The following is a 24604-nucleotide window of genomic DNA, read 5'->3' on the forward strand; positions in this document are numbered from 1 at the left end:
TAGCTGAACAACATCTGTTGGTGGGTGTCGGTTCCGCGCATGTTTTCCTCAATGTTTATGAGTTATCCTAACTGGTTACAGAATACATTGAGCGGATTAAAAAGTCTCGATATTTGATGAGTTTTTCAACAGCCTGCTAGATCCGTCTGCGTTGACAGATAAGCTCCGTACCCTGCCAGCCGAGTTTGCGATAAAATTCCAAGGCCGCAGCATTGTTCCGGTCGGCCAGAAGCTGAAGACGCCCGATCTTTCTGTCGGCTGCCCACTGCTCCAGGGCGGCCAGCAATGCTCGGCCTATCCCCTTTCCCTGCCAGGCTTCGGCGACCACCACATCCTCCACCAACAGGGAAAAGCCTCCCTCTGCCGTGGAGATGGTCAGTTGTCCGGAACACATGCCGATGACCTGCCCTGCTGCCTCGGCAACCAATATAACCGCTCCCTCATGCGCCAGGAGCATCGCCAGCCCCCTGCGCTGGAGGGCTGCATCAAAGGCAAAATCCGCCTCGATGGCAAAGAGCATGCGGAGCAGATCCACCAAACCGTCAAGATCACCCAAGAGAGCGGGGCGTATCGCTGTTTGCGCCATGTGACCCTCCCTGCCTACGCACTGAATTCGATGCGAATGGAATCCTCCCCTTCCGGGACCAGGGTGTAATGCCCCCCTCGGGTACATTGCATTGCAACATTACGAGCGGCTTCCCGCAGCCGCTCTATATCGCCATGCACCGTGGCCTCGTCCGCCTCGCTGTTCACGTGGACCGTGATCTCCCGGTCGTTGGTGGTGAACTGGAGCAAAAAGGAGTTGTGCTCCAGAAAAACCAGGTCGTCATAGGCATAGGAGATACCCATCCCCGCCGCCTCGACAATGGTTTTGACCATCCCCAGGGGTTTTAGACTCATGGTGTTTTCCTCCCTCCGGACGGTTTTACAAACTCTTCTTGTGCTCTCCGCCCTATGCGGTGATGAGATAGTCGGCGGCAGGCTCGCCAGCCTCAAGGCCGTCCAGGATGGCGTCGATCGCCTCTTCGCTGTCCACCCCCTTGAACCACCAGTTCTCCGGCTGGATCACCATGATGGGTCCGGACTCGCATTGTTTGAGGCAGGTGGTGGCGCTGATCAGGCAGTCCAGCCCCCGGTCGAGCACCTCTTCTTCGATGTATTGCAGAAACCCTTCGGTCTGCTTGTGGCAAATGCCCTTCTTGTCGCCGGCAACCCGAAAACTCTGGCAGACGATGATCTGACGCGCTGGTATGGCCATTTTGGGTGTCTCCTATATTTGAATACTATTTCTTATTTCTACCTTTCTTGCCGCCACCGTAGAGTACATCCACCGTGCCTTCGACATTGTCCTCAAGCAACAGCACGGCCAGCCCGTGGCGGCCTAAAATCTCCCGCGGCTTTTGCCCGGCGCTGGCGGCCAGCAGCACAAAACAATCCTTTAAAATTTCCGCCACCTGCTGCCAGCGGTTGTCGCCGCTGCCGGGCTCTGGAAGATCCCGGGTGCCGAGCAGGCAGGCCAGGCCGTCTTCCCTTGGGCCATAGATCAGGGCCTTGATGGCCTGGCCGAGATGGAGATCGATATCCATGCCGTTGGAGCTGAGCACGGCCACATTGGGTCTGTCCGTGGTCGGCTTGGGCACGGACAGGCCTTCTCCGACCGGGGCGATGCTCTCGCCCGGAGGTGCTTGCTCCGGCAGGCAGACAACCGAAAGGTGCTGGGCCGCCTTCTTGGCCAGAGTCGCCATGGTCTCTTCCGAGACCAGCGGCAGTTTTGCTTCCGTGTTCAGCCATCCCTTTCCGGGCAGCAGGCTTATGGAGTCGGCCCCGAGAGCGGAGGCTTGGCGGGCGATCTCCTCAACCTCCTGATCATTGACCCCTCCATACACCGAGGTATGAATGGAGACGGCAATGCCTGCCGCTTTGCAGGCCGCGATTCCCTTGGCTTGCGCCTCGATCAGGATCTCGGCCGCTTCCGCCAGGGGGGTGTTCCGTTTGCCCGGCCGAATCCAGGTGTAGATTTTCTTGACTGTCTGCGGAGTAACCGCATCCACCAGCAGGGTAACCCTGGCAACGCCCTGTTCGGCCAGCACCCCGGCATGTTCGGCCAGGCCGAGACCCAGGGTGGTTATACCCAAGGGCAAATCAGGATACTGCTCCCGCAACATAACCAGAATCTCTGTGGTCATGGCCGGAGTGGCCAGGGGGTCCCCAGGGCCATGGAGGTCCAGGCCGCCGATCTCGTTTCCCTGGGCCAGCAGATCCGCGATCCAGGTAAGCGCGCCACGGATGGGCACCGCCTGGGGCAGTTTATCCTCCCCGCAAAAACGGATTCGGGCTGCTGCTTGAGGGGCCATGGGCAGGATGAGCCACTGGGGAATCTTGCCGCAGCACCCTTGCTTGGTTTTGGGAAAATGGATAATGGTCACACCAGCCTCCGTGGTTCAGGGAAGACGCGACGGGGGAATTACTTCCCCCGCCGACGCCATTTCATGATGGGGCAGGATTGTAATCCGCCCCCCATTTTTCAACCCTGCGGAGCAGGGATCTACAGGACCAGCTCGAACTTCGACTCGGCATCGTCGCGGTCCTTGCGGTCGAGCAAAACGCCGAGGATCTTCTCCAGCAGCCTGATACCGCCCTTGTAGCCCACGGTGGGGAAGTACTGGTGCCCCTGCCGGTCCAGGATGGGGAATCCCCAACGCACATAAGGGATGTCCTCGTCCCGGGCGATATACTTGCAGTAGGTATTGCCGATGATCAGGTCCACCGGTTCGTTCTTGATCCACTGATGGAGCAGGAACATATCCCCCGCCGCCTTGACGTTGACCTCGCAGCCCATGTCCTTGGTGAGCTCCTTGATCCTTTTTTCAAACTTCTTGCCCGGCGTGCCGGTGACGATGTGGATCGGCTTCATATCCATGGAGACCAAAAACTCGGTCATGGCGATGAGCTGATCCGGGTCGCCGACCAGGGCCACCTTCTTGCCGTAGAGGTACTGGTGCATGTCCGAAATCATGTCCACCAACTGTCCGCGCTCGTGGGCAATCTCCTCGGGAATGCTCACCCCGGCGATGGTCCGCAGGGCGTCGATGAAACGGTCCGTGGCATTGAGGCCAAAGGGCATGTCCAACACCGAACAGGGAACCTTGTGCTTCTTATCGAGCTCACGGGCCGCGTCGGCGGAACACCATTCACCCAGGGCCAGGGTTCCCTTGGAGTCCCCGGTGCTTTGCAGCTCGGCCACGGTGGTGCCGCCTTCCGGAAACATCTTGTACTCGCCGGAGAGCGGGCCGTTGAGCACGCCGGAGGTGTCCGGAAAAAGGATGGTTTTCACCCCGATCATCTTGGTGATCCGCTTGATCTCCTCCATGTCGGCAGGCTCCACCCAGCCGGGGATGATGTTGACCTTGCCGTTTTTCTTCCCGGTCGGCTCGGCCATCCCGGCCATGGCCTTGACCATGTTGGAAAAACCGGTGACGTGCGATCCCGCGTAGCTCGGGGTGGAGGCACTGATCAAATACCTGCCCTCGGGGACCTTTCCTTCCGCGACCGCCTTTTTCTTGATCTGAGGCAGATCGTCGCCGATGGTCTCGGAGAGGCAGGTGGTATGGATGGCTATCACCTCGGGGTTATAGACGGTGAATATGTTATTGATGGCCTGCAGCATATTGGCCTGGCCGCCGAAAACCGAGGCACCCTCCGTAAAAGAGCTGGTGGAGGCGGAGATCGGCTCCTTGTAATGCCGGGTCAGGGCGGAGCGGTGATACGCGCAGCAACCCTGGGAGCCATGGCTGTGCGGCAGGCATCCGTGGATGCCGAGAGCCGCATACATGGCGCCGATGGGCTGACAGGTCTTGGCCGGATTGATGGTCAAGGCCGTGCGCTCTGTTATTTCTTTCGGGGTATGTCGTAAGAGCATTGTTGTATCCTCGTTTTTTGTTTGAACAGGCTTGAAACCTGACCCTTTACAGGAAACTTACATATTTACTCCCCTCTCCACTTGTGGGAGAGGGGCCGGGGGAGAGGGAAAATACAACATATTCCGTTCAAAAAGATTCCCCCTCTCCCTAACCCTCCCCCGAGGGGGGAGGGAATTCTTGGCTTCCCGCCACGGGCTCGGTGCCGAGCACCGTTGTTACTCCCAAGCAAAGGAGCCCGATAACTGGGGGTTCTTTTGCCAGGGGGCCTTCATGAAGCCCCAGACCTTGGAGTTCACCATCCGGTCGATCTCCTTGTAAAAGTTGACCGCCCCCTGGAAACCGGCATAGGGGCCGCCGGAGTCATAGCTATGGAGCTGCTTCATGGGCACGCCAAGTTTCTGGATGGAATATTTCTCCTTGACCCCTGCGCAAAAAATATCCGGCTTCATCAATTCGACGAGTTTCTCCGCTTCGTACTGGTTCAGATCGTCGATGATAAGCGTGCCCTTGTCCATGTCCGCGGCCAGGCCGTCATAATGCTTGAACCTGTAGCCTGCCTTTTCAAGGGCTTTCATTTCCTTGTCGCTTTTGCGCGGCTTGAAACGGGTTTCGTCCGCCGAAACCTCGATCTCCTCGATGTTGCGGCTATCCGCATCCACCTGGATATTGGGCAGCACCTGGCGTCCTTCATAATCGTCCTGATGCCCGAACTCATAGCCCGCGGAGATGGTTTTCATCTTGAGCTCGTCAAAGAGTTCCTTGTAATGATGGGCCCGTGAACCGCCGACAAACATCATCGCGGTCTTGCCTTCGGTCCGGGGGGTGATTTCGGCCAGGGCCGCCTCCACCTCGGGCATCTCCTCGGCGATAACCGCTTCCACCCGATCGATAAGCGCCTTTTCGCCGAAATACCCGGCGATCTTGCGCAGGCTCTTGGCCGTGGCCTTGGCGCCGATGAAATTCACCTTGACCCAGGGGATGCCGTATTTGGTCTCCATCATGTCCGCCACGTAGTTGATGGAGCGGTGGCACATGACCGCGTTCAGATCCGCGGTATGGGAGGAGGCGAACTGGTCATAGGTCGAGTTGCCGGAAAAGGTCGAGATGCAGGTGATCCCGCATTTCTTGAAGATCCGGTCGATCTCGAAACCGTCGCCGCCGATGTTGTACTCGCCCAAAAGATTGATCTTGTACTTGCCCGGCTTCACCTCGTCGTTCTGACCCACCAGATGCCTAAACACCTGATTGTTGGCGATGTGATGGCCCGCGGACTGGCTCACCCCCTTGTACCCTTCGCAGGAAAAGGCGTAGACGTTGCAGTCGCCGAATTTTTCCTTCATGTTCTTGCTCACGGTATGGATGTCGTCGCCGATCAACCCCACCGGACAGGTGGCGAACACGGCGATGGATTTGGGATGAAAGAGGTCATAGGCCTCCTGGATCGCCTGGGCCAGCTTTTTCTCGCCGCCGAAGATGATGTCCTGCTCCTGCATGTCCGTGGAAAAGCAGTAGTTCATATAGTTTTCCCCGTCCGGCCCCGCATCGGTCTGGTTGCGGCGGGTCAGCCAGGCATAAAAGCTGCAGCCGATGGGACCATGCACCAGATTGACGATGTCGCGGGTCGGCCCCATGATAACGCCCTTGCAGCCGGCATAGGTGCAGCCGCGCATGGTGATGATGCCGGGAATGGTGCGCACGTTGGCGGTGAGTTCCGGGGTCTCGTTCTGCTGCGCTTCGTTGATCATAATCTGCTTGGCGCGTTTACGGGCCACCTTGGGCGGATACTTCTCAAGGAGCGCCGACTTGACCTCGGCAGGACCCCACTGCACCAGCTTTTTCTTTGTTGCTGTTGCCATTGTTACTCCTCCTTATGAGATGGCCTTCATGCCCGTCTCGCCTGTCCGGACCCGGACCGCATCGCCGAGCGGCAAAACAAAAACCTTGCCGTCGCCAGGCATGCCGGTCTGATTCGTATTGATAATGGTCTCCACTACGCAGCCCACCATGGAGTCTTCCACCACGGCGGTGATCATCCGTTTGGGGTAGAGCTTGCCCTTTTCGCCCAAGAGAGCGGCGGCTTCCTCATACCCCTGCACCGCCCCTTCAAGAAGCGCCGGGCTGACAAACCCCACCCCGCGGCCTTGGGCCTCATGGGCAAAGAAAGCGTCAACGCCGCAGTCGGTGAGGGCCTGCTTGGTCTGATTCATCATGTTTATGCGCACGATGGCGATGACCTCTTTCATGGCGCCACCCCTTCTGCGGCATAAGCGGTCTCCTTGACCCCGGAGCTGATGGTGTAGGATTCCTCCACCTCGGAAACGAAAATCTTGCCGTCGCCGAATGCCCCCTTGCCGGCGGAGCGGGCCGTATTCATCACGGTATCGATGAAAAAATCCTTATCCGCCGTGTTGATGACGCTCATCAACATAACCTTGGGCAGCTCGTCGTAGGTAACCTCGCCGATCTTGATGCCGCGCTGCTTGCCGCGCCCGGCCACGGAATATTTGGTAACCGCCGGAAAGCCCGCCTCCATGAGGGAGGCGAGAACCTTGTCTGCTTTCTCCGGCCGGACAATTGCTCTGATCATAGTCAACATTGGTTTTCTCCTTTTTGTTATAGGCATAGGTCATATGCGGCCTACAGGACCTATAGTTTTTCAGTTCATCAACCCGTAGTCCATCAGGAGCTTCTCAAGCTCCTCGATCTCCAGGGGGGTGGGAATAACAAACTTCGTGTTTTCGTCGATGGCCTTGGCCAGCCCACGGTAGGCGTCCGCCTGCTTAACCTCGGGATTCCACTCGAGAACGGTCTTGCGGTTGATTTCGGCGCGCTGCACGTCGTTGTCCCGGGGCACGAAGTAGATCATGTGGGTGCCCAGCTTTTTGGCAAATTCCGAGATCATCTCCTCCTCGTTGTCAACGGCGCGCGAGTTGCAGATGAGCCCGCCCAAGCGCACGGAGCCGCTTTGCGCGAACTTCATGATGCCCTTGCTGATGTTGTTGGCCGCGTACATGGCCATCATCTCGCCGGAAACAACGATGTAGATTTCCTCCGCCTTGCCGTCGCGAATAGGCATGGCAAAGCCGCCGCACACTACGTCGCCCAAAACGTCGTAAAAGGCATAATCCAGCCCTTCGCTCTCTTCATACGCACCCAGGGATTCCAGCATATTGATGGAGGTGATGATGCCGCGTCCCGCGCAGCCAACGCCGGGCTCGGGGCCACCGGACTCAACACACCAGGTGCCGCCGTAGCCTGCCTTGCGGATATCGTCGAGCTCAACATCCTCGCCCTCCTCGCGCAGGGTGTCCAAAACTGATTTCTGGGCCAGGCCGCCCAGCAGGAGCCGGGTCGAGTCCGCCTTGGGATCACACCCCACGACCATGACCTTTCTGCCCAACTCCACCAAACCTGCCACGGTGTTCTGGGTGGTTGTTGATTTGCCTATGCCGCCTTTGCCGTAAATTGCCACCTTGCGCATTGCTACTCCTCCTTGCTCTGTATTGAATATGGGTTGTCGCATTCCATTGGCTTGCGCTGCCGTCGGTTGCCTCTATCGCAAGGGGTGTGCCAGAGCGGGACGCCACCGGACACTTTTCGTTCAACATATTGATATTACTATTTTTATTGAGACAATCAGCAAACAGTGGTGCTGTACAGCCTGTTCCCTTTTGTAAGGTTGGCTACAAAAAGGAAGGAGAGCGACCGGAATGGAAAGGGGAAGAACAAGGGAGTTTTATTACATTTATGTATTGAAAAAGAAAACGATTTGCTCGAAATGTAACTTTTTCGCAAACATCGCGCACTGCCCCACGGACCAGCACACAATATATTTATTTTAATTTCAGCAAGTTACAAAAAGTCCCCGTACGCAATGTTACATTTTTGAAGCAATGGAACATTTTTTGCTAAATCAACACCACAGGAGACATGCACTCAAACATTTACCTGACTAGCGCTAATCTCCCGCAAAACGTAATTTGTACATCAGAGAGCCCCTACGAAATTCTCCCTCTCCCCCGCTTTGGTGGGGGAGAGGGCTGGGGAGAGGGGGCACACGGCGCTGTTCACCCTCTCCCTGACCCTCCCCCTAAAGGGCGAGGGAATTTGCGGAAGATGAGCGCTAATCAGGAACATTTATCGTCAACCCAGCACCCCCAAAGGCGGACCCAGCCCATGATCAAACCCGACTACCCCACCGAACGCCTTGAATTGCAGGCGCTCTATCAGATAAGCCAGCTCATCGGCTCCGCCCTGGACATCAAGAAAACCCTGTCCGAGGTCTTGCAGATCCTGCACGAAACCCTGCGCATGGAGCGGGCTACCCTGGTTCTCCAGGAAGAGGGCGGCGAGCATCTTTCCATTGCCGCCTCGTACGGCCTCAGCAAAGAGGAGGAGCGGCGCGGCATCTACCGGCTGGGCGAGGGGGTGATCGGCCGCATCTTTCAGTCCGCCTATCCCTTCGTGGTGCCGGACATCCACAGCGAGCCGCTTTTTTTAAACCGGACCGGGGCCCGCGCCAATCTCCCCAAAGGCGAGATATCCTTCATCGGCGTGCCGGTCATGCTGCCCGAGGCGGTGGTGGGCGTCCTTTCCGTGGACAGGCTGTTCGGCCCGGAGATCTCCTTTGAGGAAGACATCCGCTTTCTCACCGTGGTCGCCATGCTCATCGCCCAGTTCCTGCGGCTGCACAAGACGGTCTCCCTCAAGCAGCAGGTGCTGGTGGAGGAAAATCTGTTGCTCAAAAAAGAGCTGCGCAGCCGCTACAACCAGCACAACATCATCGGCCAGTGCAAGCGGATCCAGGATGTGTACAACTACATCGACAAGGTGGCGCCCAGCAGGGCCACCGCCCTGCTTCTGGGCGAGTCCGGCACCGGCAAGGAGCTGGTCGCCCGGGCCATCCACCAGGCAAGCCCCCGGGCCAACAAACCCTTCATCAAGATCAACTGCGCGGCCCTGCCGGAAAATCTTCTGGAAAGCGAACTGCTCGGCCATGAGAAAGGCGCCTTCACCGGCGCGGCCACTCTCAAGAAGGGGCGGTTCGAGCTGGCCGATGGCGGCACCATCTTTCTCGACGAGGTGGGGGAGCTGCCCCTGGCCCTGCAGGCCAAGCTGCTCAGGGTGTTGCAGGAGCAGATGTTCGAACGGCTGGGCGGCACCCAGACCATCACGGTCAATGTCCGGGTCATTGCCGCCACCAACCGCAGCCTGGAAGAATGCGTCGAACAGGGAACCTTCCGGGCCGATCTCTTCTACCGCCTCAACGTGGTTCCCGTTGTCCTGCCGCCGCTGAGGGACCGGCGGGAGGACATCCCCCTGCTCCTCGATCATTTTCTGCAGGAGAGCAACCGCATGAACGCGCGGGAGGTCCGCCTCTCAAGCTCGGTGGTCCAGCTCCTCTGCGGCTACACCTGGCCGGGCAACGTCCGCGAGCTGCAGAACCTCATCGAGCGGTTGGTGATCATGGCGGACCGCGACACCATCGTCTCCCGTGAGCTGCCGAGCTACATCACCGCGGAACCGGAAGCAGAGAGCTTGAGTGCGCCATCCTGTCGCCTTGTCGCCCCCTCCCCCGAAGGGATGGGACTGGCAGACGAACCCCTGCCCACAATCGCTGCGCACAAGTCTTTGAAGGACATGGAAAAGACGGAGGTGGAGGGTGCCCTGCGGCGGCACGGCTGGGTGCAGGCCAGGGCCGCACGGGAGCTGGGGTTGACCCAGCGTCAGATGGGCTATCGGATCAAGAAATACGGAATTGCTCCGCCGGATTTTTCCAGTTGTCCTTGGGATACAATCAAGAAATGAGGCGCAGGTAATCGCTGAAAAACTGCTGGAAATCGCCGGAGATCTTCGTCCGCAAGCGATGCGCCTCGGCCAGCAGATCAGCGGGCCGCACCACCAGGGAGCGAAACGAGGCGAGCCACTGCCCGTCCTGCTCAAGCCAGAGGCTGATGTCTTCGAACACTGCCACATGGTTGTCAAACTGCAGCCCGAGGATGTGCGGCCGCTGTTCAAGGGAAAAAGCCTCCACCTGGCATTGTTCCGAGGTGGCGAGCAGGGAAAAATGTTTGGGCAGCGGCTCCAGCACCGTCTGGCTGTGCCACTTGAACATGGGCATGGTCTTGCCGAGATTCCTGAAGGCCGGATGTTCACGGCCGTCATGGGTGACATGCCCCTGAACAAAGCCGATGCTCGGCTTAAAGTTGGGTCCTACCTGAGCGCCGAGCACGGAAGCGAGCAGTTGATGCCCCAGACAGAAACCCAGAATCGGCTTGTCCGCGTCGATCGCCCTCTTGATGAACCGTTTCTCCTCTACGAGAAACGGGTACTTCTCCTCCTGCTCCACGTTGGGCGCCCCCCCCAAAAGGATGATCCCCCCATAGCCGTTGAAGTCGGGGATCCAATCCTGCCAGACCTTGACGAGATCACAATCGATCCGGTGCGTGGCAAACGCCTCGAGAAGCAGCCGCCCCGGGCCGGCCCATGGGGTATGTTGCAAGACCAGGAGTTTCATTTTTTTGTTTTCAGGCTATTTTTTCAAGGGAAGAATCCCGAAACCAAAGGGATGACTCCTTCGGCTCCGGGATTCTTGCTGTCCGGACACACGCTAGACGTTGTTTATCTCAAAACCGGCATATGCCTCCATGCCATGCTCGCCTATATCAAGTCCCTTCATTTCCTCTTCCGCATCCACACGAATTCCAAGAGAAACCTTCAAGAGATAGAAGAGCACGAACGCAGCAACAAAACAGGTCACGCCGTATGCCGCCACGCCGATCAACTGCGTTACAAAGGAGTGCTTCGCGCTGAAAATGCCCACCGCCAGGGTACCCCATACACCGCAGACAAGATGCACGGAGATGGCGCCGACCGGATCATCAAGCTTCATGCGGTCAACAACCATGACCGAGACAACAACCAGAGAACCGGCAATAAGACCGATCACCACGGCGCTCATCACGCTGACCACATCGGCTCCGGCGGTAATGCCAACCAAACCCGCAAGGGCACCATTGAGGGCCATGCTCAGATCAGGCTTCTTCTGGATGATCCAGCTCAGAGCGCTGGCGCCGACAATGCCTGCGGCCGCAGCAAGAGAAGTGGTGACGAAGACAAAGGATACCGCGGCAGGATCGGCGGAAAGCACCGAGCCGCCGTTAAAACCGAACCAGCCGAGCCAGAGCAGAAAAACACCGATGGTTGCCAGGGGCATGCTATGCCCCATGATCGGCTTGATGGTGTTTCCGACATACTTGCCAAGACGGGGTCCGAGCAAGATGACGCCGGCCAGAGCGGCCCAGCCGCCCACGGAATGCACCAGGGTGGAGCCGGCAAAGTCATAGAATCCCATGGCGTCCAGCCAGCCGCCGCCCCACTTCCAGCTTCCCACCCAGGGATACACCACTGCCACATAGATCGCGGAAAAAATCAAAAAGCTGTGCAGCTTGACCCGTTCGGCCACAGCGCCGGAAACAATGGTCGCTGCCGTGGCCGCAAACATGGCCTGAAAGATGAAATCCGTCCAGTAGGTGTAGATCCCCACCCCGTCATCTCCGGTAACCATCATATTTTCCGGGCTCACCCCGATGCCGAAACCGGAAAAGCCGAAAATGCCCGGGATGGAAAAATCGCCGGGGTACATCAGGTTGAAACCGATCACGGCATAGGTTAAGAGCCCGATGGCAACGATGGCGGTATTCTTGAAAAGGATGTTGACCGTATTTTTCGACCGGCACAATCCCGCCTCAAGGGTCGCAAACCCGAGATGCATGATAAACACCAGAAACGTGGAAACCAGCATCCAGGTATTATTGGCAACATAGGTAGCGGCAGCGCCTGTTATCTCGGCCGTACCCTCCGCGGCCATGGCGGTTCCGGCCGAGGCAACCAGTGCCATCGTCAAGGGAAGGACCATTTTTTTTGCAATTAACCTGTTCATTGAAACGTCCTTATGCGTTGATTTGATCTGAGTCATAATGATACCTAGATGGCCTCCTTATCGGTTTCACCCGTCCGAATGCGGCAGATGGAGTCAACCGGCAGGACAAAGATCTTGCCGTCCCCGATCTTGCCGGTCTTGACGCTGGCCACGATGGCATCCACCACCTTTGCCACCATCTCCGCCGCCACCACGATCTCCACCTTTACCTTGGGAATAAAATCCACCACATATTCCGCTCCCCGGTAGATCTCGGTGTGCCCCTTTTGCCGGCCGAACCCTTTCACTTCCGTAACAGTCATCCCCTGAACGCCAAGCTCAGCCATGGCAGCCTTCAGGTCATCAAGCTTGAACGGCTTGATTATCGCCTCAATCTTCTTCATTCCGCTTCCTCCTTTTATCCAAAGATCCTCAATGAAAACATTTCCCGCTGACATAGCGCGTGATACAATTCAAACACTGCTTTTTCAAAGAGCGTGCCAACGCCTGGAAAAAGAAAAAGATACCATGCAACTCATTGAGTTTAGGCATCTTTTCCAAGACGCCACACCCAAGGCTGAATTCCACAACCGGAAAATATATTACTTTTTTGTCAGTAATGCGCATCCGTGTGAAACTTTTTTGTTACTTTTTTGTGGGCAAGATACAAAGCAAGGGGGTGTTTTTGGGTTGCCGGCAGTCGCGGACCAGGAGCGCGGATGCAGTTGCCGAGGCTTGAAAATCGTACAAAAGGCGGAATCGCTGTGAGCAGAGGGAAAAAAACCTTGACGCAACAAGGAGGATAAGTCAAATGTACATTTAACTTATCCGTTGATGAAGAGAGGAATAGTCGATAGGGGCGCAACAGCCACAGGACTCCACCCAGCAACGTCTCTCCACAGACAGCCGACACGTTGCGCAGCAACACGCGGCCTGGGCTTTTGACGCGACCCCCTCTGTTTTTCGCGGAAACCCGCCCCCACCCTTTACAAAGAAACAGTACCCATGAAAAAACGCATCCTTCTCACCCTCCTTGGTTTGTTGCTGGTGGCCGGCATCCTTGTCGGCATCAAGGGCTTGCAGATTTTCACGATGGTGGACAAAGGCAAGAGCTTTACCCCCCCGCCGGAAACAGTGACCACGACCAAGGCCCGCCCGGAATCCTGGGAGATTGCCTTGCGCGCCGTGGGCTCGCTGGAAGCGGCGCAGGGTGTGACCGTTTCCGCGGAGCTGTCGGGCAAGGTGGCGCGCCTGGCTTTTACCCCCGGGACCTGGATAGAGGCGGGCAGCCTCCTGCTCCAGCAGGACACCTCTTCCGAGGAGGCCCAACTGCAGGCGGCGGAAGCCGAAGCCGCGCTGGCCAAGGTCAATTTCGAGCGGCTCCGGGTGCTCGTCGAGACCAACGCCGTTTCCAAGGCCGCCTACGATGACGGTGAGGCGAAACACAAACAGGCCATGGCCCAGGCCGACACGATCCGGGCCACCATCGCCAAAAAAACCATCCGCGCCCCATTCTCCGGCCGCCTCGGCATCCGCTTGGTCAATCTGGGCCAGATCCTCAAGGAGGGCGAGCCCATTGTTTCCCTCCAGGCCATGGACCCAATTTTCGTCAATTTCATGCTGCCCCAACAGGATCTGGCCCGCATCCAGCCAGGGTTGCCGGTGCGGATAACCTCCGACGCCCTGCCCGGCCGCACCGTGGCCGGCAAGATCACCGCCATCAACCCGCAGGCGGACAGCGCCACCCGCAATGTCCGGGTGCAGGCCACCGCGGCCAACAAAGAGGAACGGCTGCACCCCGGCATGTTTGCCACGGTGGCCGTGGTGCTGCCCGGCAAGAACCAGGTGTTGGCCATCCCCGCAACCGCGGTGCTTCCTGCGCCCTACGGCGATTCGGTCTTTGTGGTTGAAGAGCAAAAAGACGAAAAAACCGGCAAGTCCGGCCTGGCGGTGCGCCAGCAGTTTGTCCGCCTCGGGGAACGGCGCGGCGATTTCGTCGCCGTGGCCTCGGGCCTTGAGGATGGGGCAACCGTGGTCAGCACCGGGGTGTTCAAGCTTCGCAACGGCCAGTCCGTGGTGGTGAACAACGGGCTAAACCCGAAGTTCAGCCTGGATCCCAAGCCGGGCAACAGTTGATTTTTTTGAGTCAAATCCCATGAAATTCACCGATCTCTTCATCCGCCGCCCCGTGCTTGCCATGGTGATCAGCCTGCTCATCATCATTGCCGGGTTGCAGGCGTTGCGCAGCCTCAATGTGCGCCAATACCCCAGGAGCGAGAACGCGTCGGTCACAGTGACCACCATCTATGTCGGAGCCAATGCCGAACTGGTCCGGGGCTTCATCACCACCCCGCTGGAGCGTGCCATTGCCGCGGCCGACGGCATCGATTATCTCCAATCCCGAAGCAGCCAGGGCGTCTCCATCATCACCGCCCGGTTGAAGCTCAACTATGATGCCACCAAGGCCCTGGCCGAGATCAGCTCCAAGGTGGATCAGGTTCGCCGCGATCTGCCCCCCGAGGCCGAGGTGCCGGTGATCAACATCGAATCCGCGGACAGCCAGTTTGCCTCGGCCTACCTCAGCTTCACCTCCGACGTGCTTGCCCAGAACGAAATCACCGACTATCTGACCCGGGTGGTGCAGCCCCGCCTTTCCGCCATCCAAGGGGTGCAGCGCGCCGACATCCTCGGCGGCCGCACCTTTGCCATGCGCATCTGGCTCAAGCCGGAACGCATGGCCGCCTACAACGTCAGTCCGGCCGAGGTGCGCAAGATCCTGGCCGCCAACAACTACCTGGCCGCTCTGGGGCAGACCAAGGGCTCGCTCATCCAGATCAACCTCACCGCCGATACCGATCTGCGTTCGGTGGAGGAATTCAAGCGGCTGGTGATCCGGGAAGAGAACGGAGCCGTCATCCGCCTGGCCGATCTGGGCGATGTGGCTCTGGGGGCCGAGGACTATGACAACGAGGTGCGTTTTTCCGGCCAGACCGCCACCTTCATCGGGATCTGGCCCCTGCCCAATGCCAACTCCCTGGACATGATCAAGCTGATCCGCACGGAGATGGCGGCCATTGAAAAGGATCTGCCCAGCGGCCTCAAGGGGCGCATCGCCTACGACGCCACGGCCTACATCGACAACGCCATCAACGAGGTGCTCAAGACCCTGGGCGAGACCCTGCTCATCGTGATCGTGGTCATCTTCCTCTTTCTCGGCTCCCTGCGCTCGGTGCTGATTCCGGTGGTGGCCATCCCCCTGTCGCTCATCGGCGGCCTCTTTCTCATGCAGCTCTTCGGTTTTTCCATCAATCTGCTCACCCTGCTGGCCATCGTTCTTTCGGTGGGGCTGGTGGTGGACGACGCCATCGTGGTGGTGGAAAACGTCGAACGCCACCTCAGCCAGGGCAAATCGCCGCTGGAAGCGGCCCTGCAAGGGGCCCGCGAACTGGTGGGTCCGATCATCGCCATGACCATCACCCTGGCCGCGGTCTATGCGCCCATCGGCTTCCAGGGCGGGCTCACCGGCTCGCTTTTCCGGGAATTCGCTTTCACCCTGGCCGGAACGGTGACCATCTCCGGGGTGGTGGCCCTGACCCTGTCGCCGATGATGTCGGCAAAACTGCTCAAGCCGGGGCTCGAAGAGCGCGGCCTGGCAGGCAGGATCGCCCGCGGCTTTGCCCGGCTGCGGGAAGCCTATGGCGGATGGCTTGACGCCACCCTCGCCGCCCGGCCCGCGGTCTATACGGTCTGGGTCGTCATCAGCCTGCTCAGCATCCCCATGTTCACCATGTCAGCCAAGGAACTGGCTCCCAACGAGGATCAGGGGGTCATCTTCGGCATCGTGGACGCGGCGGCCAACTCCACCCTGGATCAGACCAGCGGTTTTACCGCCGCCGCCAACAAGGTTTTTCTCTCCATCCCGGAAACACAATTCACCTTCCAGTCCACCCAGCCCACCTCGGGATTCAGCGGCATGGTCACCAAGCCTTGGGGCGAACGGCAGCGCTCGGTGTTTGCGATCATGCCCGAGGTGCAGCAGAAGCTCCAGGCTCTGCCCGGCATCCGGATCTTCCCGGTGTTGCCGCCCGCACTCCCGGGCGGCGGCCAGTTTCCGGTGGAATTCATCCTGGCCTCCACGGCGGAAACCCCACGGATCCTGGAATTCGCCCAGCAGATCCAGCAAAAAGCCATGCAAAGCGGGATGTTCGCCTTTCCGCCGATCATCGACATGAAGATCGATCAACCCCAGGCGGAGTTTGTCATCGACCGCGACAAGGTGGCGGATCTCGGCCTCAACCTGCAACAGGTGGGCGCGGATCTCGGCGCCATGGTGGGCGGCAACTTCGTCAACCGCTTTGACATCGCCGGCCGCAGCTACAAGGTCATCCCCCAGATCGCCCGGATCGACCGGCTCAACCCGGAACAGCTCCAAAATATCCACATCTCCGGGCCAAACGGCCAACTGGTGCCGCTTTCCACCGTGGCCACCATCCAGAACTCCACCGTGCCCCGCTCCCTGAACCGCTTCCAGCAACTGAACGCGGTCACGATCAGCGGCGTTGCCATCCGCCCCCTGGACGAGGCGTTGCGCTTCCTGGAAGACGAGGCCGCCAAGATCCTGCCCCAGGGGTATGTCCTTGACTACACCGGCGAGTCCCGCCAGTTGCGCAGCGAGGGCAACAAGTTCCTGCCCGCTTTCGCTCTGGCCGTGGTCCTGATCTTCCTGGTCCTGGCCGCCCAGTTCAACAGCTTCCGCGACCCCTTCGTCATCCTGGCCGGCTCGGTGCCCCTGGCCATGTTCGGGGCGCTGATCTTCACCTTTCTCAAGATCCCCGACCCCAACACCCCTTTCTGGACCAATGGCTGGACCACCACCCTCAACATCTATTCCCAGGTGGGGTTGGTGACCCTGATCGGCCTGGTGGCGAAAAACGGCATCCTCATCGTCGAATTCGCCAACACCCTCCAGGAAAAAGGCCATGCCAAGCTGGCCGCCATCAGGGAAGCGTCCATGACCCGGTTGCGCCCCATCCTCATGACCAGCACCGCCACGGTGGCGGGCCACTTCACCCTGACCCTGGTGACCGGCGCCGGAGCCGCGGCCAGAAATTCCATCGGCCTGGTGCTGGTGGGCGGCATGGCCGTGGGCACCCTGTTCACCCTCTTTGTGGTGCCTTCCATCTACATGCTGGTGGCCCGCGATCATGGGCAGGACCGGGTGCTCACACCCACCCCCAGCACAGAGGAAACCGCAACCCCATGAGCACGTCCGATATCTGGGATGCCCTCGGCTCCCTGCCGGAACAGGAAATGACCCATGTGGTCACGCGGCTTTTTGCCCTGTATGAGGCCCGGCTCCGCCAAAATCCTGGCGACGCGGAGGCCCTGCATTTTTTCAGCAACCTCAACCTTGCCGTTACCGAGACCAGCCAATGCAACAGCAACAGACGATAACCCGGCGCAAGCGATCACCTTCCGCCGCGATCAGCGCCTCGCTCCTGCTCCTTTTTTGCCTTGTGTGCGCCAGGCCAAGCTCGGCAAAGGGCTCGGGGGTTGATGCGATGTGCATGGTGCAGGAACACAATGCCCTGCGCGCCGAGATCGGCGCCCCGAAATTGCGCTGGTCCAAAGCCCTTGCCCGGCAAGCAGCAACCTGGGCCACCACCCTCAAAAAATCAGACTGCGCCATGCGGCATAGCCGTGGCACGCTGGGAGAAAACCTCTACTGGGCCAGCGCCCGGATGACAACGGCCAAAAACAAGACCAGGAGCGCCCCGCAGGCCATCACCGAAAAAGACGTGGCCGCCGCCTGGGCCAGCGAAAAAGCGTGGTACTCCCGGGCCACCAACTCCTGCAATGCGCCCCCTGGAAAGAGCTGCGGCCATTACACCCAGATGGTCTGGGCAAAAACCAAGGAAATCGGTTGCGCCAAAGCGGTCTGCGATGACAACTCGCAGATCTGGGTGTGCAACTATGCGCCGGCCGGAAATTTTGTCGGGCAAAGACCGTACTGACCGCATCTCCCCTCTGCCGGGCAGTCGCGATCGTGCCCGCATCTTCGCCACCCCCTCGACAGCAATCTCCAATCCCGCTATGATGTAAGCGAAGATCAAACAGGGAGAATGCCGCCATGGACCAGCCGCTTGCGTCACTGAACACCATTGCCGACCGGGCCATCACCTATCTGGTGGACTACAGCTTTCAGATGATCGGGGCCACCATCATCCTGGTGGCCGGGTTTTTCCTGGGCAACTGGGTGGCCGTGGCCGTGGGCAAGCTCTGTGAAAAACGGGGGCTTGATGTCACCCTGCGCCATTTTCTTTCCTCCTTTGCCAAGATCATGGTCATCGCCTTTGCGGTGATCATGGCCTTGAGCAAGTTCGGGATCACCATCGCCCCCTTCATCGCGGCCATCGGCGCGGCCGCCTTCGGCGCCACTTACGCACTCCAGGGGCCGCTCTCCAACTACGGGGCCGGCCTTTCCATCATCCTGGGCCGCGCCTTTCTGGTGGGGGACACCATCGCCGTGGCCGGAGTCTTCGGGGTGGTGGAGGAGGTTACCCTGGCCCACACCACCTTGCTCACCGAAGACGGAGTCAAGATCACCGTGCCCAACAAGCACATTGTCGGAGAGATTCTGCACAACTCCGGGGAATACCGCATTGTGGAAAGCTCGGTGGGCATCGGCTACGACGCCGACCCGACCCAAGCCATCACCGTCATCGCCCAGGCCCTTGCGGGCTTTCCCCAGATACAGAGCGGTCCCGCGCCGCAGATCGGCATCGAAGATTTCCTCGATTCCGCGGTGGCCATCGGCTACCGGTATTGGGCGCCCACCCAGCGCTACATCGAAACCATGCACGGGGTGAACTTGGCGGTGCACCAGGCGCTGGGCAGGGCAGGAATCCGTATCCCCTTCCCGCAGCGGGTGGTCACCATGGCCAAGGAGCAGAACCTTTCGTGAAAACAGCCAAGCCCTACGATACCGCAACCCTGCTCAAGCTGGCGACCTACGCCTCCACCGCCACGGCAATGGTGCTCATCGGGGTCAAGGGCATGGCCTGGTTCATGACCGGCTCCTTGAGCGTCATGGCCTCCCTGGTGGATTCGCTCATGGACGCGGCAGCCTCACTGATCAACCTGCTGGCCGTGCGCTATTCGCTGAAACGCGCGGACCAGGACCACCAGTTCGGGCACGGCAAGGCGGAATCCCTGGCCGGGCTCGGCCAAGCCTGCTTTATTGCCGGCTCGGCCATCTTTCTGCTCATGCACGCCGTCGAACGGTTGAACCACCCGCAACCCCTGCAAGCGATCAATGTCGGCCTCTGGGTCATGGTCTTTGCCATTGGGGCCACCCTGGTGCTTCTGGCCTTTCAGGGCTATGTTATCAAGCGGACCAATTCCTCCGCCATCCGCGCCGATGCCCTCCATTACAAAACCGACCTGCTCACCAACATCGCCACCATCTGCGCCCTGTTTTTTGTCGCCTCGGGCTGGCCTCTGCTGGACCCGTTAGGCGCCTTGGCCATTGCCTGTTACATCCTCTACAGCGCTTGGCAGATCGGCCTTGAGGCCATGCAGGTTCTCATGGACCGTGAACTTCCGGAAGAAACCCGCCAGCGCATCTGCGATATCGTTCTGGCCCATGGGACCGTCCTCGGCATCCACGACCTGCGCACCCGGCAGTCCGGTCAGACCATGCACATCCAGCTCCATCTCGACCTTGATCAGGGGTTGCCCCTTGCCGAGGCGCACCGGGTGGCGGATGAGGTGGAGTACGCCATCATGGCCTCCTTTCCCCAGGCCGATGTCATCATCCACCAGGATCCCCGCAATCCGGCCCGTTACCGCCGCAATCCCCTGGAATGCCAGGAGCTGCCGAAAATTCCGCCGGGTTGATCCGCCCCCCCCCGCCAGCAGCCGCCTCTTTGCCGTTGACCTCCAAACCCGCGCAGGGTACAAGAGAGAAATTCTTCCGCGCCCCACCCACAGGTGATTATGAAAACAATTATGCGCACGACTCTTGCCTATACCCTGGCCCTGTCCGCGATATTCGGCTTCTGGCATGGGGTCGGCCAGCCGCGCCCGATTCCGGAAGCGGAACTGGCTGCCCACCATACCCTGCAATGCGTGTCCTACGCGCCCTTTGAAAAGGATCAGTCCCCCTTTGATTTTGCCAAGGGCATGACCATTGACCCCGCTCGGATCGACGCGGACCTGGCCATTCTCTCCACTCGTTTTTCCTGCATCCGCACCTATTCGGTGGCCGGGCTTGAGGCCTTGCCCGAGTATGCGGAAAAATACGGGATGCAGGTGCTGCTGGGCGCCTGGGTCACGGTGGATGAGAAGGTCACCGAGCAGGAGCTGCGCAAGGTGGTGGAGCTGGCCAAGCGGTATCCCGCAACTGTGCGGGCGGTGGTGGTGGGCAACGAGGCCCTGCTGCGCAGGGAAGTCACCGGCGCGCAGCTTGCCGGGTATATCCAACAGGTCAAGGCAGCCCTGCCGGGGGTCCCGGTCACCTACGCCGATGTCTGGGAGTTCTGGCTCAAGCATCCGGAGGTGGCCCAGGCCACGGATTTCGTCATGATCCACATCCTGCCCTACTGGGAGGACAACCCCGTTGGCATCGATCAGGCCATGGTCCACATCAAAAAGATCCGAGAAGAGATCGGCGCCAAGATCCCGGGCAAGGAGATCGTCATCGGCGAAACCGGCTGGCCCTCCCAGGGACGCATGCGGGAAGGCGCATTGCCCAGCCTGGTAAACCAGGCCCGCTTCATCCGGGGGTTCATCGCCCTGGCTGAGCAGGAGCATTGGCAGTACAACCTGATCGAGGCCTTTGATCAGCCGTGGAAGCGCATCAAGGAAGGGGCGGTGGGCGGTTACTGGGGATTGTACAGCCCGGAGCGGACCGACAAGCACATTCTGTCTGGGCCGGTTTCAAATTTTTCCAACTGGCGGATGCTCTTTGCCCAATCCGCGGCCATTGGTCTGCTGACCCTGCTCATTGCCCGCGGCCACCGCGATATGGGCGCAGCCCGCTGGCTGCAATTTTCCGTGGCCATGGCTGGCGGCGCCATCCTTATTGTGCTGCAGGGACATCAGTTTTCCATCATCTCCACCAACACCTATGAATACCTCTGGGGCTTTGTCGTTCTCTCGCTGAGCGGTAGCGTCTATCTGCTGACGCTCAAAGCCATCGCCTCCGGAACCACGCCCACCCACCTCAGCCTGGATGGGTCCATGGCTTTCCTCCGGTCCAAATCCCGCCTCAACGCAGAGGCGGTAAACGGCGTGCTGCGGCTGGGGGTAATCACCTGCGCCCTGATCGCGGTTCTTGGGTTGGTGTTGGATGCCCGCTACCGGAGCTTCAACAACTTCGGCTTTGCCATCCCCGCTCTGGCCTATGTATGGTTTTTCCGCAGGCAGAAGGGGCAAGCGCCGCAGTCCATGCTCGAACACCTCAGCGGACTGCTGCTCGCCGCGGGAGGGGTGGCTATCCTGATCAACGAAACCCCGTTGAACTGGCAGGCCGATATCTGGGCGACTCTCTGCCTGCTCCTGGCCTACCCCCTCTGGCACCAAAGCCGGACCATCTCGCTGCGTCCCCTCCTCCCCTTTGGCCTTCTGGTGCTTGGCGCCTTTGGATTCTTTGCCGCCCTGCGCCACGGGATCTTCATCTCAGAGAGGCTGGTGGGGATATGCGCGGACACGCCGGACAAGACCATCTGCCTGGTCCGCGCGATGATCGGCCGGTTGATGTACAATCAGGTCTTTGCCTGGGCCAGCATTACCCTGGCCGGTCTGGCGGTCTGGCGCAACGCGGTGTGGCTGTGCTCCGTGGCCCTGGTGACGAGCCTGGCCGGACTGGCCTTCTATAATGTCAATCTGGCGGCCCTGGCCTTTGTCTTGGCCGGACTCACCCTGGTGCACCGGAAGAACAGCCAAACAATTTCCGCCTGAAACACACCGGCAGAGACTCGGCATTGATGCATGCCAAATCCCTGCCGGTGACACTACAAGGCCTGCTCGGGTCCTACGGTTGTGCCGGATCGCTGCTGCTTGCCTGAATGACATAATCAGACAATTGCTGAAACTGAGCCCTGGTCAAGGACACTTTATTCTTCTTGCCCGCCAGAATTTTCGCCCATTCCCCGGCCGACCTTTCGCTTGGCATAAAATACCGGTGGCACTTGTTGCATTCACGCAAAAAATAGCCACTCCCTTTTGCCATGCCACTGCTTTCAATCCCCGGTCCTCTCTGCCCGGACCCGACCTCCCCCGTCCCGGCCACGCAGCCGAACAACGCCAAGAAACTCATGCCCAATAGACTCCCGATCAGAATAGATTTCAGATAGTTCATTGCCTCTCCTTAAAACTGCCAACCAATGCCGAGGTTTATCGCATTATCCGGATCAGCGCCCTCGGATTCCAACACCTGATAATCCGCCTTGAGCACCAGATTCGGCACCGGGTAAAAGGCCAGGCCAAAGGTCCAATCCTGGCGATCCTTGTCCGGATTGGCTACGACCCCGGCGGGCATCCCATGCTGCGTGTCCTGTGTGTCATACCGCGCAAAGACCACGGCATCGGAATTCTGGAGTTTTCCCGTCTTCCAGGCCTCGGGCATGACGTGGTACCCGGCCTCCAGATAGTAGCCAAAGATCTCCTCGGCTACCCCACCGGTTAGGTTGTGCACTCCATCGATTTCTTCAAATGCCGCCGCGCCTTTCAGTTCGAGATCGCTCACCCTGACCCCGAAGTCGGCGGCATAGATGGTGAGGTCGCCGCTCTTGCCCGGGTCCTTGCCTTCCACGCCATTGTTGATGCCGCCCTGGTAAAAAGAACCGCCGAGCCGTAGACTCCGGCCCCAGGCTGAAGCGCTTCCCATGAACGGGTAGTAATCCAACCGGAAGGTGACAGCCATGTCGTTGAGGCTCGGGATGTCCTTGATCCGGCCATTGCGAATGCCATCGCTGGAAAACTTCGATCCGTCCAACCCGGCGACGAGATAGGCTTCGTAGCTGAGATTCTGGGCCAGATTGCCGAAAAGCCCGAGGCCGTCGGACCACCAAGTCGAGGGGATGATGTATTTATCGAAATTGGGCCGTTCCACGCTGTAGAAGGTGGTGGGTTCGTGATGCTGATTGGTGCGGCCGACCGGCGTGAGCACCCGCCCCACCCGGACATTGGCCAGATCGGAAAGAAGGAAATCCACATAGGCCTGCTCCAGCTCAAGCTCGCCCTTGGTGTCATCATCGACAAAGGCGTGCTCCAGCTCGATCTCCGAACGAAACTTGATCCAGTCGGCGAAATCATACCCAACCAAGGCGACCAGCCGGTGGATGTCGATCTGATCCTTGGATTGGCCATTCACCGAACCCTCGTTGAAGTTGGCATGGATCTCGCCGTACCCGCCGAAACTGAATTTGGAAAGTGGCGACTCCTTCTGCTGGTCCGCCATGGCCTGCGCCACCAGGGTCTTAATTTCTTCCTTGTCCTGAACAGAGTCCAGGCCAGATCCAACCTTGGGATTTTCAGCAATTTTGCCTTCCAAAATCGCCACCTGACGGCTTAACGCCTCGATGTTTCCTTGCCTGTTTTTCAATTCTCCGACAAGAACCTGCATCTGCCGCTCAAGCTCTTGGATCCTCGCTTCCTCACCGGTGGCGGCCAAGGCAAAACCAGACTGCATCGCCACCATCCCGGCACAGCAGCCAAAAACCACACTGCGCATCCTTTTCCTCATTTTTTCCTCCAGCAAAAGTTCAAGTAATACGATTAAGTTATGCGCACCTAATACATGGGCGCCAAAAAATGCCTGCTTTGGCGATAGTGACCATAAGCAGGCTACGCAAATAAAGTTAATGTTACCTTACTTGTGTCCGTGCGCTCCTTATACAAGGCGTGGTTGTGGGGGTCAAGTATTTTTTTTAGGGTACCACAACTTTATTATGGTTATTAAATTCAAGCGGCTCTTGTCACCCCCTTTTCTTGCAAAATAGGGGGAAGCAGTGTAAGAAATACTCGCCTTTACGGACAAAACAGCAGCACAACCCGAAACCCGCAAACCGGCCATGACAGAGACACAGGGCAAAGACATTCTAGAACAAGGGCTCACCGCCATGTCCATCGCCCTGGACGCCCAAGCCCGCGAGCGGCTTGCGATCTATTGCGGAGAGCTGCTCCGCTGGAGCGCCAAGATCAATCTGGTGGCCAAAGCGGAGCTGCGCGAGATCTGGGAGACCCACTTCCTCGATTCCCTTTCCCTGCTCCGGGTTCTCCCGCCGCTGGGCAGCGCCCAACAGCCGCTCCTCGACATCGGCACCGGCGCTGGCTTTCCCGGCCTCGCCCTCAAGGCGGCCAGGCCTGAGCTGCCGGTCATCCTGGTGGAGCCCCGGCAGAAACGGGTTTCTTTTTTGCGCCATGTGATCCGAACCCTGGGCCTCAAGGATATCGAGGTCCTCTGCGGCCGACTGGAAAAAAATTCCGCTAAGGTGGATGGCCAAATCCTTTCCGTGCCCATCATCACCAGCCGCGCTTTCACCAACATCGGTGAATTTCTCCTGCACACCGCTGCGGTCAATCCAACGGGCGGGAAGGTCATCTGCATGAAAGGCCCCAGGGCCGCAGAGGAGATCGCGACCTGGCGATTTGCACAGCCGGAGAGCCCCTACCGGCTACAGGAAATCGTCGAACTGACCCTGCCCTTTTCCGGCAAGGTCCGCAACCTGGTTATCTTCAATAAAGAAAGCGCGTAACA

24 protein-coding genes are annotated in these 24604 nt (G+C 59.1%); 10 read left to right on the forward strand and 14 right to left on the reverse strand.

Annotation, left to right across the window (positions count from 1 at the left end):
* Positions 1-136 precede the first annotated feature (136 nt).
* The 9 genes from MWR57_RS05240 to nifH all read right to left on the reverse strand — a co-directional run bounded on the left by MWR57_RS05240 (position 137) and on the right by nifH (position 7401).
* On the reverse strand, positions 137-586 hold the full coding sequence (locus MWR57_RS05240) for a GNAT family N-acetyltransferase (protein ID WP_423123741.1): 450 nt from the start codon (positions 584-586) through the stop codon (positions 137-139).
* Positions 587-600: 14 nt separating this feature from the next.
* Positions 601-900 carry a hypothetical protein gene (locus MWR57_RS05245; protein WP_423123742.1) on the reverse strand — a complete coding sequence of 100 codons (300 nt, stop codon included), beginning with the start codon at positions 898-900 and terminating at the stop codon, positions 601-603.
* Positions 901-952: 52 nt separating this feature from the next.
* Positions 953-1258 (reverse strand): (2Fe-2S) ferredoxin domain-containing protein, encoded by a 306-nt coding sequence (locus tag MWR57_RS05250; protein ID WP_423123743.1) that lies wholly within the window; start codon positions 1256-1258, stop codon positions 953-955.
* 25 nt (positions 1259-1283) lie between these two features.
* Entirely contained in the window at positions 1284-2426 is a 1143-nt protein-coding gene (locus MWR57_RS05255) for a dinitrogenase iron-molybdenum cofactor biosynthesis protein (RefSeq protein WP_423123744.1), read from the reverse strand.
* A 119-nt stretch (positions 2427-2545) separates the two neighbouring features.
* On the reverse strand, positions 2546-3919 hold the full coding sequence (nifK, locus tag MWR57_RS05260) for a nitrogenase molybdenum-iron protein subunit beta (RefSeq protein ID WP_423123745.1): 1374 nt from the start codon (positions 3917-3919) through the stop codon (positions 2546-2548).
* Positions 3920-4135: 216 nt separating this feature from the next.
* Positions 4136-5776 carry a nitrogenase molybdenum-iron protein alpha chain gene (gene nifD, locus MWR57_RS05265; RefSeq protein WP_423123746.1) on the reverse strand — a complete coding sequence of 547 codons (1641 nt, stop codon included), beginning with the start codon at positions 5774-5776 and terminating at the stop codon, positions 4136-4138.
* A 12-nt stretch (positions 5777-5788) separates the two neighbouring features.
* Positions 5789-6163, reverse strand: coding sequence for a P-II family nitrogen regulator (locus MWR57_RS05270; RefSeq protein ID WP_423123747.1), 375 nt, complete (start codon positions 6161-6163; stop codon positions 5789-5791).
* Positions 6160-6516, reverse strand: a complete 357-nt coding sequence (locus tag MWR57_RS05275) for a P-II family nitrogen regulator (RefSeq protein WP_423123748.1) — start codon at positions 6514-6516, stop codon at positions 6160-6162. Before MWR57_RS05275 ends, MWR57_RS05270 begins: the two co-directional genes overlap by 4 nt.
* A 60-nt stretch (positions 6517-6576) precedes the next feature.
* Positions 6577-7401 carry a nitrogenase iron protein gene (gene nifH, locus MWR57_RS05280; protein ID WP_423123749.1) on the reverse strand — a complete coding sequence of 275 codons (825 nt, stop codon included), beginning with the start codon at positions 7399-7401 and terminating at the stop codon, positions 6577-6579.
* A gap of 695 nt (positions 7402-8096) precedes the next feature.
* On the opposite strand from nifH, the gene nifA reads away from it, so the two are divergent.
* The gene (gene nifA, locus MWR57_RS05285) at positions 8097-9728 is read left to right on the forward strand and encodes a nif-specific transcriptional activator NifA (RefSeq protein WP_423123750.1); all 1632 of its coding nucleotides are present in this window, start codon (positions 8097-8099) and stop codon (positions 9726-9728) included.
* Here nifA and MWR57_RS05290 read toward each other — a convergent pair.
* From MWR57_RS05290 to MWR57_RS05300, 3 genes are all read right to left on the reverse strand, one after another.
* Positions 9718-10437, reverse strand: coding sequence for a type 1 glutamine amidotransferase (locus MWR57_RS05290; RefSeq protein WP_423123751.1), 720 nt, complete (start codon positions 10435-10437; stop codon positions 9718-9720). The two genes, nifA and MWR57_RS05290, sit on opposite strands and share 11 nt — an antisense overlap.
* 93 nt (positions 10438-10530) lie before the next feature.
* Entirely contained in the window at positions 10531-11862 is a 1332-nt protein-coding gene (locus MWR57_RS05295; RefSeq protein WP_423123752.1) for an ammonium transporter, read from the reverse strand.
* A gap of 44 nt (positions 11863-11906) precedes the next feature.
* Entirely contained in the window at positions 11907-12245 is a 339-nt protein-coding gene (locus MWR57_RS05300; RefSeq protein WP_423123753.1) for a P-II family nitrogen regulator, read from the reverse strand.
* A 31-nt stretch (positions 12246-12276) separates the two neighbouring features.
* Between MWR57_RS05300 and MWR57_RS05305 the strand changes: the two genes are divergently transcribed.
* The 8 genes from MWR57_RS05305 (at position 12277) to MWR57_RS05340 (ending at position 21804) form a co-directional block, all read left to right on the forward strand.
* On the forward strand, positions 12277-12609 hold the full coding sequence (locus MWR57_RS05305) for a hypothetical protein (protein ID WP_423123754.1): 333 nt from the start codon (positions 12277-12279) through the stop codon (positions 12607-12609).
* A gap of 237 nt (positions 12610-12846) precedes the next feature.
* Complete coding sequence (locus MWR57_RS05310; RefSeq protein ID WP_423123755.1) at positions 12847-13977, forward strand: efflux RND transporter periplasmic adaptor subunit; 1131 nt, start codon at positions 12847-12849, stop codon at positions 13975-13977.
* A 19-nt stretch (positions 13978-13996) separates the two neighbouring features.
* The gene (locus MWR57_RS05315) at positions 13997-17104 is read left to right on the forward strand and encodes an efflux RND transporter permease subunit (RefSeq protein ID WP_423123756.1); all 3108 of its coding nucleotides are present in this window, start codon (positions 13997-13999) and stop codon (positions 17102-17104) included.
* Positions 17101-17295 carry a hypothetical protein gene (locus tag MWR57_RS05320; RefSeq protein WP_423123757.1) on the forward strand — a complete coding sequence of 65 codons (195 nt, stop codon included), beginning with the start codon at positions 17101-17103 and terminating at the stop codon, positions 17293-17295. The genes MWR57_RS05315 and MWR57_RS05320 overlap by 4 nt, the downstream gene beginning before the upstream one ends.
* On the forward strand, positions 17274-17855 hold the full coding sequence (locus MWR57_RS05325; RefSeq protein ID WP_423123758.1) for a CAP domain-containing protein: 582 nt from the start codon (positions 17274-17276) through the stop codon (positions 17853-17855). Before MWR57_RS05320 ends, MWR57_RS05325 begins: the two co-directional genes overlap by 22 nt.
* 116 nt (positions 17856-17971) lie before the next feature.
* Positions 17972-18805 carry a mechanosensitive ion channel family protein gene (locus tag MWR57_RS05330; RefSeq protein WP_423123759.1) on the forward strand — a complete coding sequence of 278 codons (834 nt, stop codon included), beginning with the start codon at positions 17972-17974 and terminating at the stop codon, positions 18803-18805.
* Positions 18802-19740 (forward strand): cation diffusion facilitator family transporter, encoded by a 939-nt coding sequence (locus tag MWR57_RS05335; protein ID WP_423123760.1) that lies wholly within the window; start codon positions 18802-18804, stop codon positions 19738-19740. The genes MWR57_RS05330 and MWR57_RS05335 overlap by 4 nt, the downstream gene beginning before the upstream one ends.
* Before the next feature lie 99 nt (positions 19741-19839).
* Positions 19840-21804 (forward strand): glycoside hydrolase family 17 protein, encoded by a 1965-nt coding sequence (locus MWR57_RS05340; RefSeq protein WP_423123761.1) that lies wholly within the window; start codon positions 19840-19842, stop codon positions 21802-21804.
* A 73-nt stretch (positions 21805-21877) separates the two neighbouring features.
* Here MWR57_RS05340 and MWR57_RS05345 read toward each other — a convergent pair whose 3' ends face one another.
* Together MWR57_RS05345 and MWR57_RS05350 are read right to left on the reverse strand one after the other, a co-directional pair.
* A complete protein-coding gene (locus MWR57_RS05345) occupies positions 21878-22204 on the reverse strand; it encodes a hypothetical protein (protein ID WP_423123762.1) in 327 nt (108 codons plus the stop codon).
* 9 nt (positions 22205-22213) lie between these two features.
* Positions 22214-23578: a hypothetical protein gene (locus MWR57_RS05350; RefSeq protein WP_423123763.1), complete on the reverse strand. Its 1365-nt coding sequence runs from the start codon at positions 23576-23578 to the stop codon at positions 22214-22216.
* A gap of 340 nt (positions 23579-23918) precedes the next feature.
* Between MWR57_RS05350 and rsmG the strand changes: the two genes are divergently transcribed.
* Positions 23919-24602: a 16S rRNA (guanine(527)-N(7))-methyltransferase RsmG gene (gene rsmG, locus MWR57_RS05355; RefSeq protein ID WP_423123764.1), complete on the forward strand. Its 684-nt coding sequence runs from the start codon at positions 23919-23921 to the stop codon at positions 24600-24602.
* Positions 24603-24604 lie beyond the last annotated feature (2 nt).

Origin of the sequence: Hydrosulfovibrio ferrireducens (assembly GCF_046883345.1) — a bacterium.
Classification (GTDB): domain Bacteria; phylum Desulfobacterota; class Desulfobulbia; order Desulfobulbales; family Desulfurivibrionaceae; genus Thiovibrio; species Thiovibrio ferrireducens.

Coding starts and splice junctions, on each gene's coding strand:
- MWR57_RS05330 (WP_423123759.1), top strand. CDS start 17,972: ATGGACCAGCCGCTTGCGTCACTGAACACCATTGCCGACCGGGCCATC.
- MWR57_RS05315 (WP_423123756.1), top strand. CDS start 13,997: ATGAAATTCACCGATCTCTTCATCCGCCGCCCCGTGCTTGCCATGGTG.
- rsmG (WP_423123764.1), top strand. CDS start 23,919: ATGACAGAGACACAGGGCAAAGACATTCTAGAACAAGGGCTCACCGCC.
- MWR57_RS05270 (WP_423123747.1), bottom strand. CDS start 6,163: ATGAAAGAGGTCATCGCCATCGTGCGCATAAACATGATGAATCAGACC.
- MWR57_RS05325 (WP_423123758.1), top strand. CDS start 17,274: ATGCAACAGCAACAGACGATAACCCGGCGCAAGCGATCACCTTCCGCC.
- MWR57_RS05310 (WP_423123755.1), top strand. CDS start 12,847: ATGAAAAAACGCATCCTTCTCACCCTCCTTGGTTTGTTGCTGGTGGCC.
- MWR57_RS05350 (WP_423123763.1), bottom strand. CDS start 23,578: ATGCGCAGTGTGGTTTTTGGCTGCTGTGCCGGGATGGTGGCGATGCAG.
- MWR57_RS05300 (WP_423123753.1), bottom strand. CDS start 12,245: ATGAAGAAGATTGAGGCGATAATCAAGCCGTTCAAGCTTGATGACCTG.
- nifH (WP_423123749.1), bottom strand. CDS start 7,401: ATGCGCAAGGTGGCAATTTACGGCAAAGGCGGCATAGGCAAATCAACA.
- nifK (WP_423123745.1), bottom strand. CDS start 3,919: ATGCTCTTACGACATACCCCGAAAGAAATAACAGAGCGCACGGCCTTG.
- MWR57_RS05250 (WP_423123743.1), bottom strand. CDS start 1,258: ATGGCCATACCAGCGCGTCAGATCATCGTCTGCCAGAGTTTTCGGGTT.
- MWR57_RS05290 (WP_423123751.1), bottom strand. CDS start 10,437: ATGAAACTCCTGGTCTTGCAACATACCCCATGGGCCGGCCCGGGGCGG.
- MWR57_RS05340 (WP_423123761.1), top strand. CDS start 19,840: ATGAAAACAATTATGCGCACGACTCTTGCCTATACCCTGGCCCTGTCC.
- MWR57_RS05345 (WP_423123762.1), bottom strand. CDS start 22,204: ATGAACTATCTGAAATCTATTCTGATCGGGAGTCTATTGGGCATGAGT.
- MWR57_RS05320 (WP_423123757.1), top strand. CDS start 17,101: ATGAGCACGTCCGATATCTGGGATGCCCTCGGCTCCCTGCCGGAACAG.
- MWR57_RS05305 (WP_423123754.1), top strand. CDS start 12,277: ATGAAAACATTTCCCGCTGACATAGCGCGTGATACAATTCAAACACTG.
- nifA (WP_423123750.1), top strand. CDS start 8,097: ATGATCAAACCCGACTACCCCACCGAACGCCTTGAATTGCAGGCGCTC.
- MWR57_RS05275 (WP_423123748.1), bottom strand. CDS start 6,516: ATGTTGACTATGATCAGAGCAATTGTCCGGCCGGAGAAAGCAGACAAG.
- nifD (WP_423123746.1), bottom strand. CDS start 5,776: ATGGCAACAGCAACAAAGAAAAAGCTGGTGCAGTGGGGTCCTGCCGAG.
- MWR57_RS05295 (WP_423123752.1), bottom strand. CDS start 11,862: ATGAACAGGTTAATTGCAAAAAAAATGGTCCTTCCCTTGACGATGGCA.
- MWR57_RS05245 (WP_423123742.1), bottom strand. CDS start 900: ATGAGTCTAAAACCCCTGGGGATGGTCAAAACCATTGTCGAGGCGGCG.
- MWR57_RS05240 (WP_423123741.1), bottom strand. CDS start 586: ATGGCGCAAACAGCGATACGCCCCGCTCTCTTGGGTGATCTTGACGGT.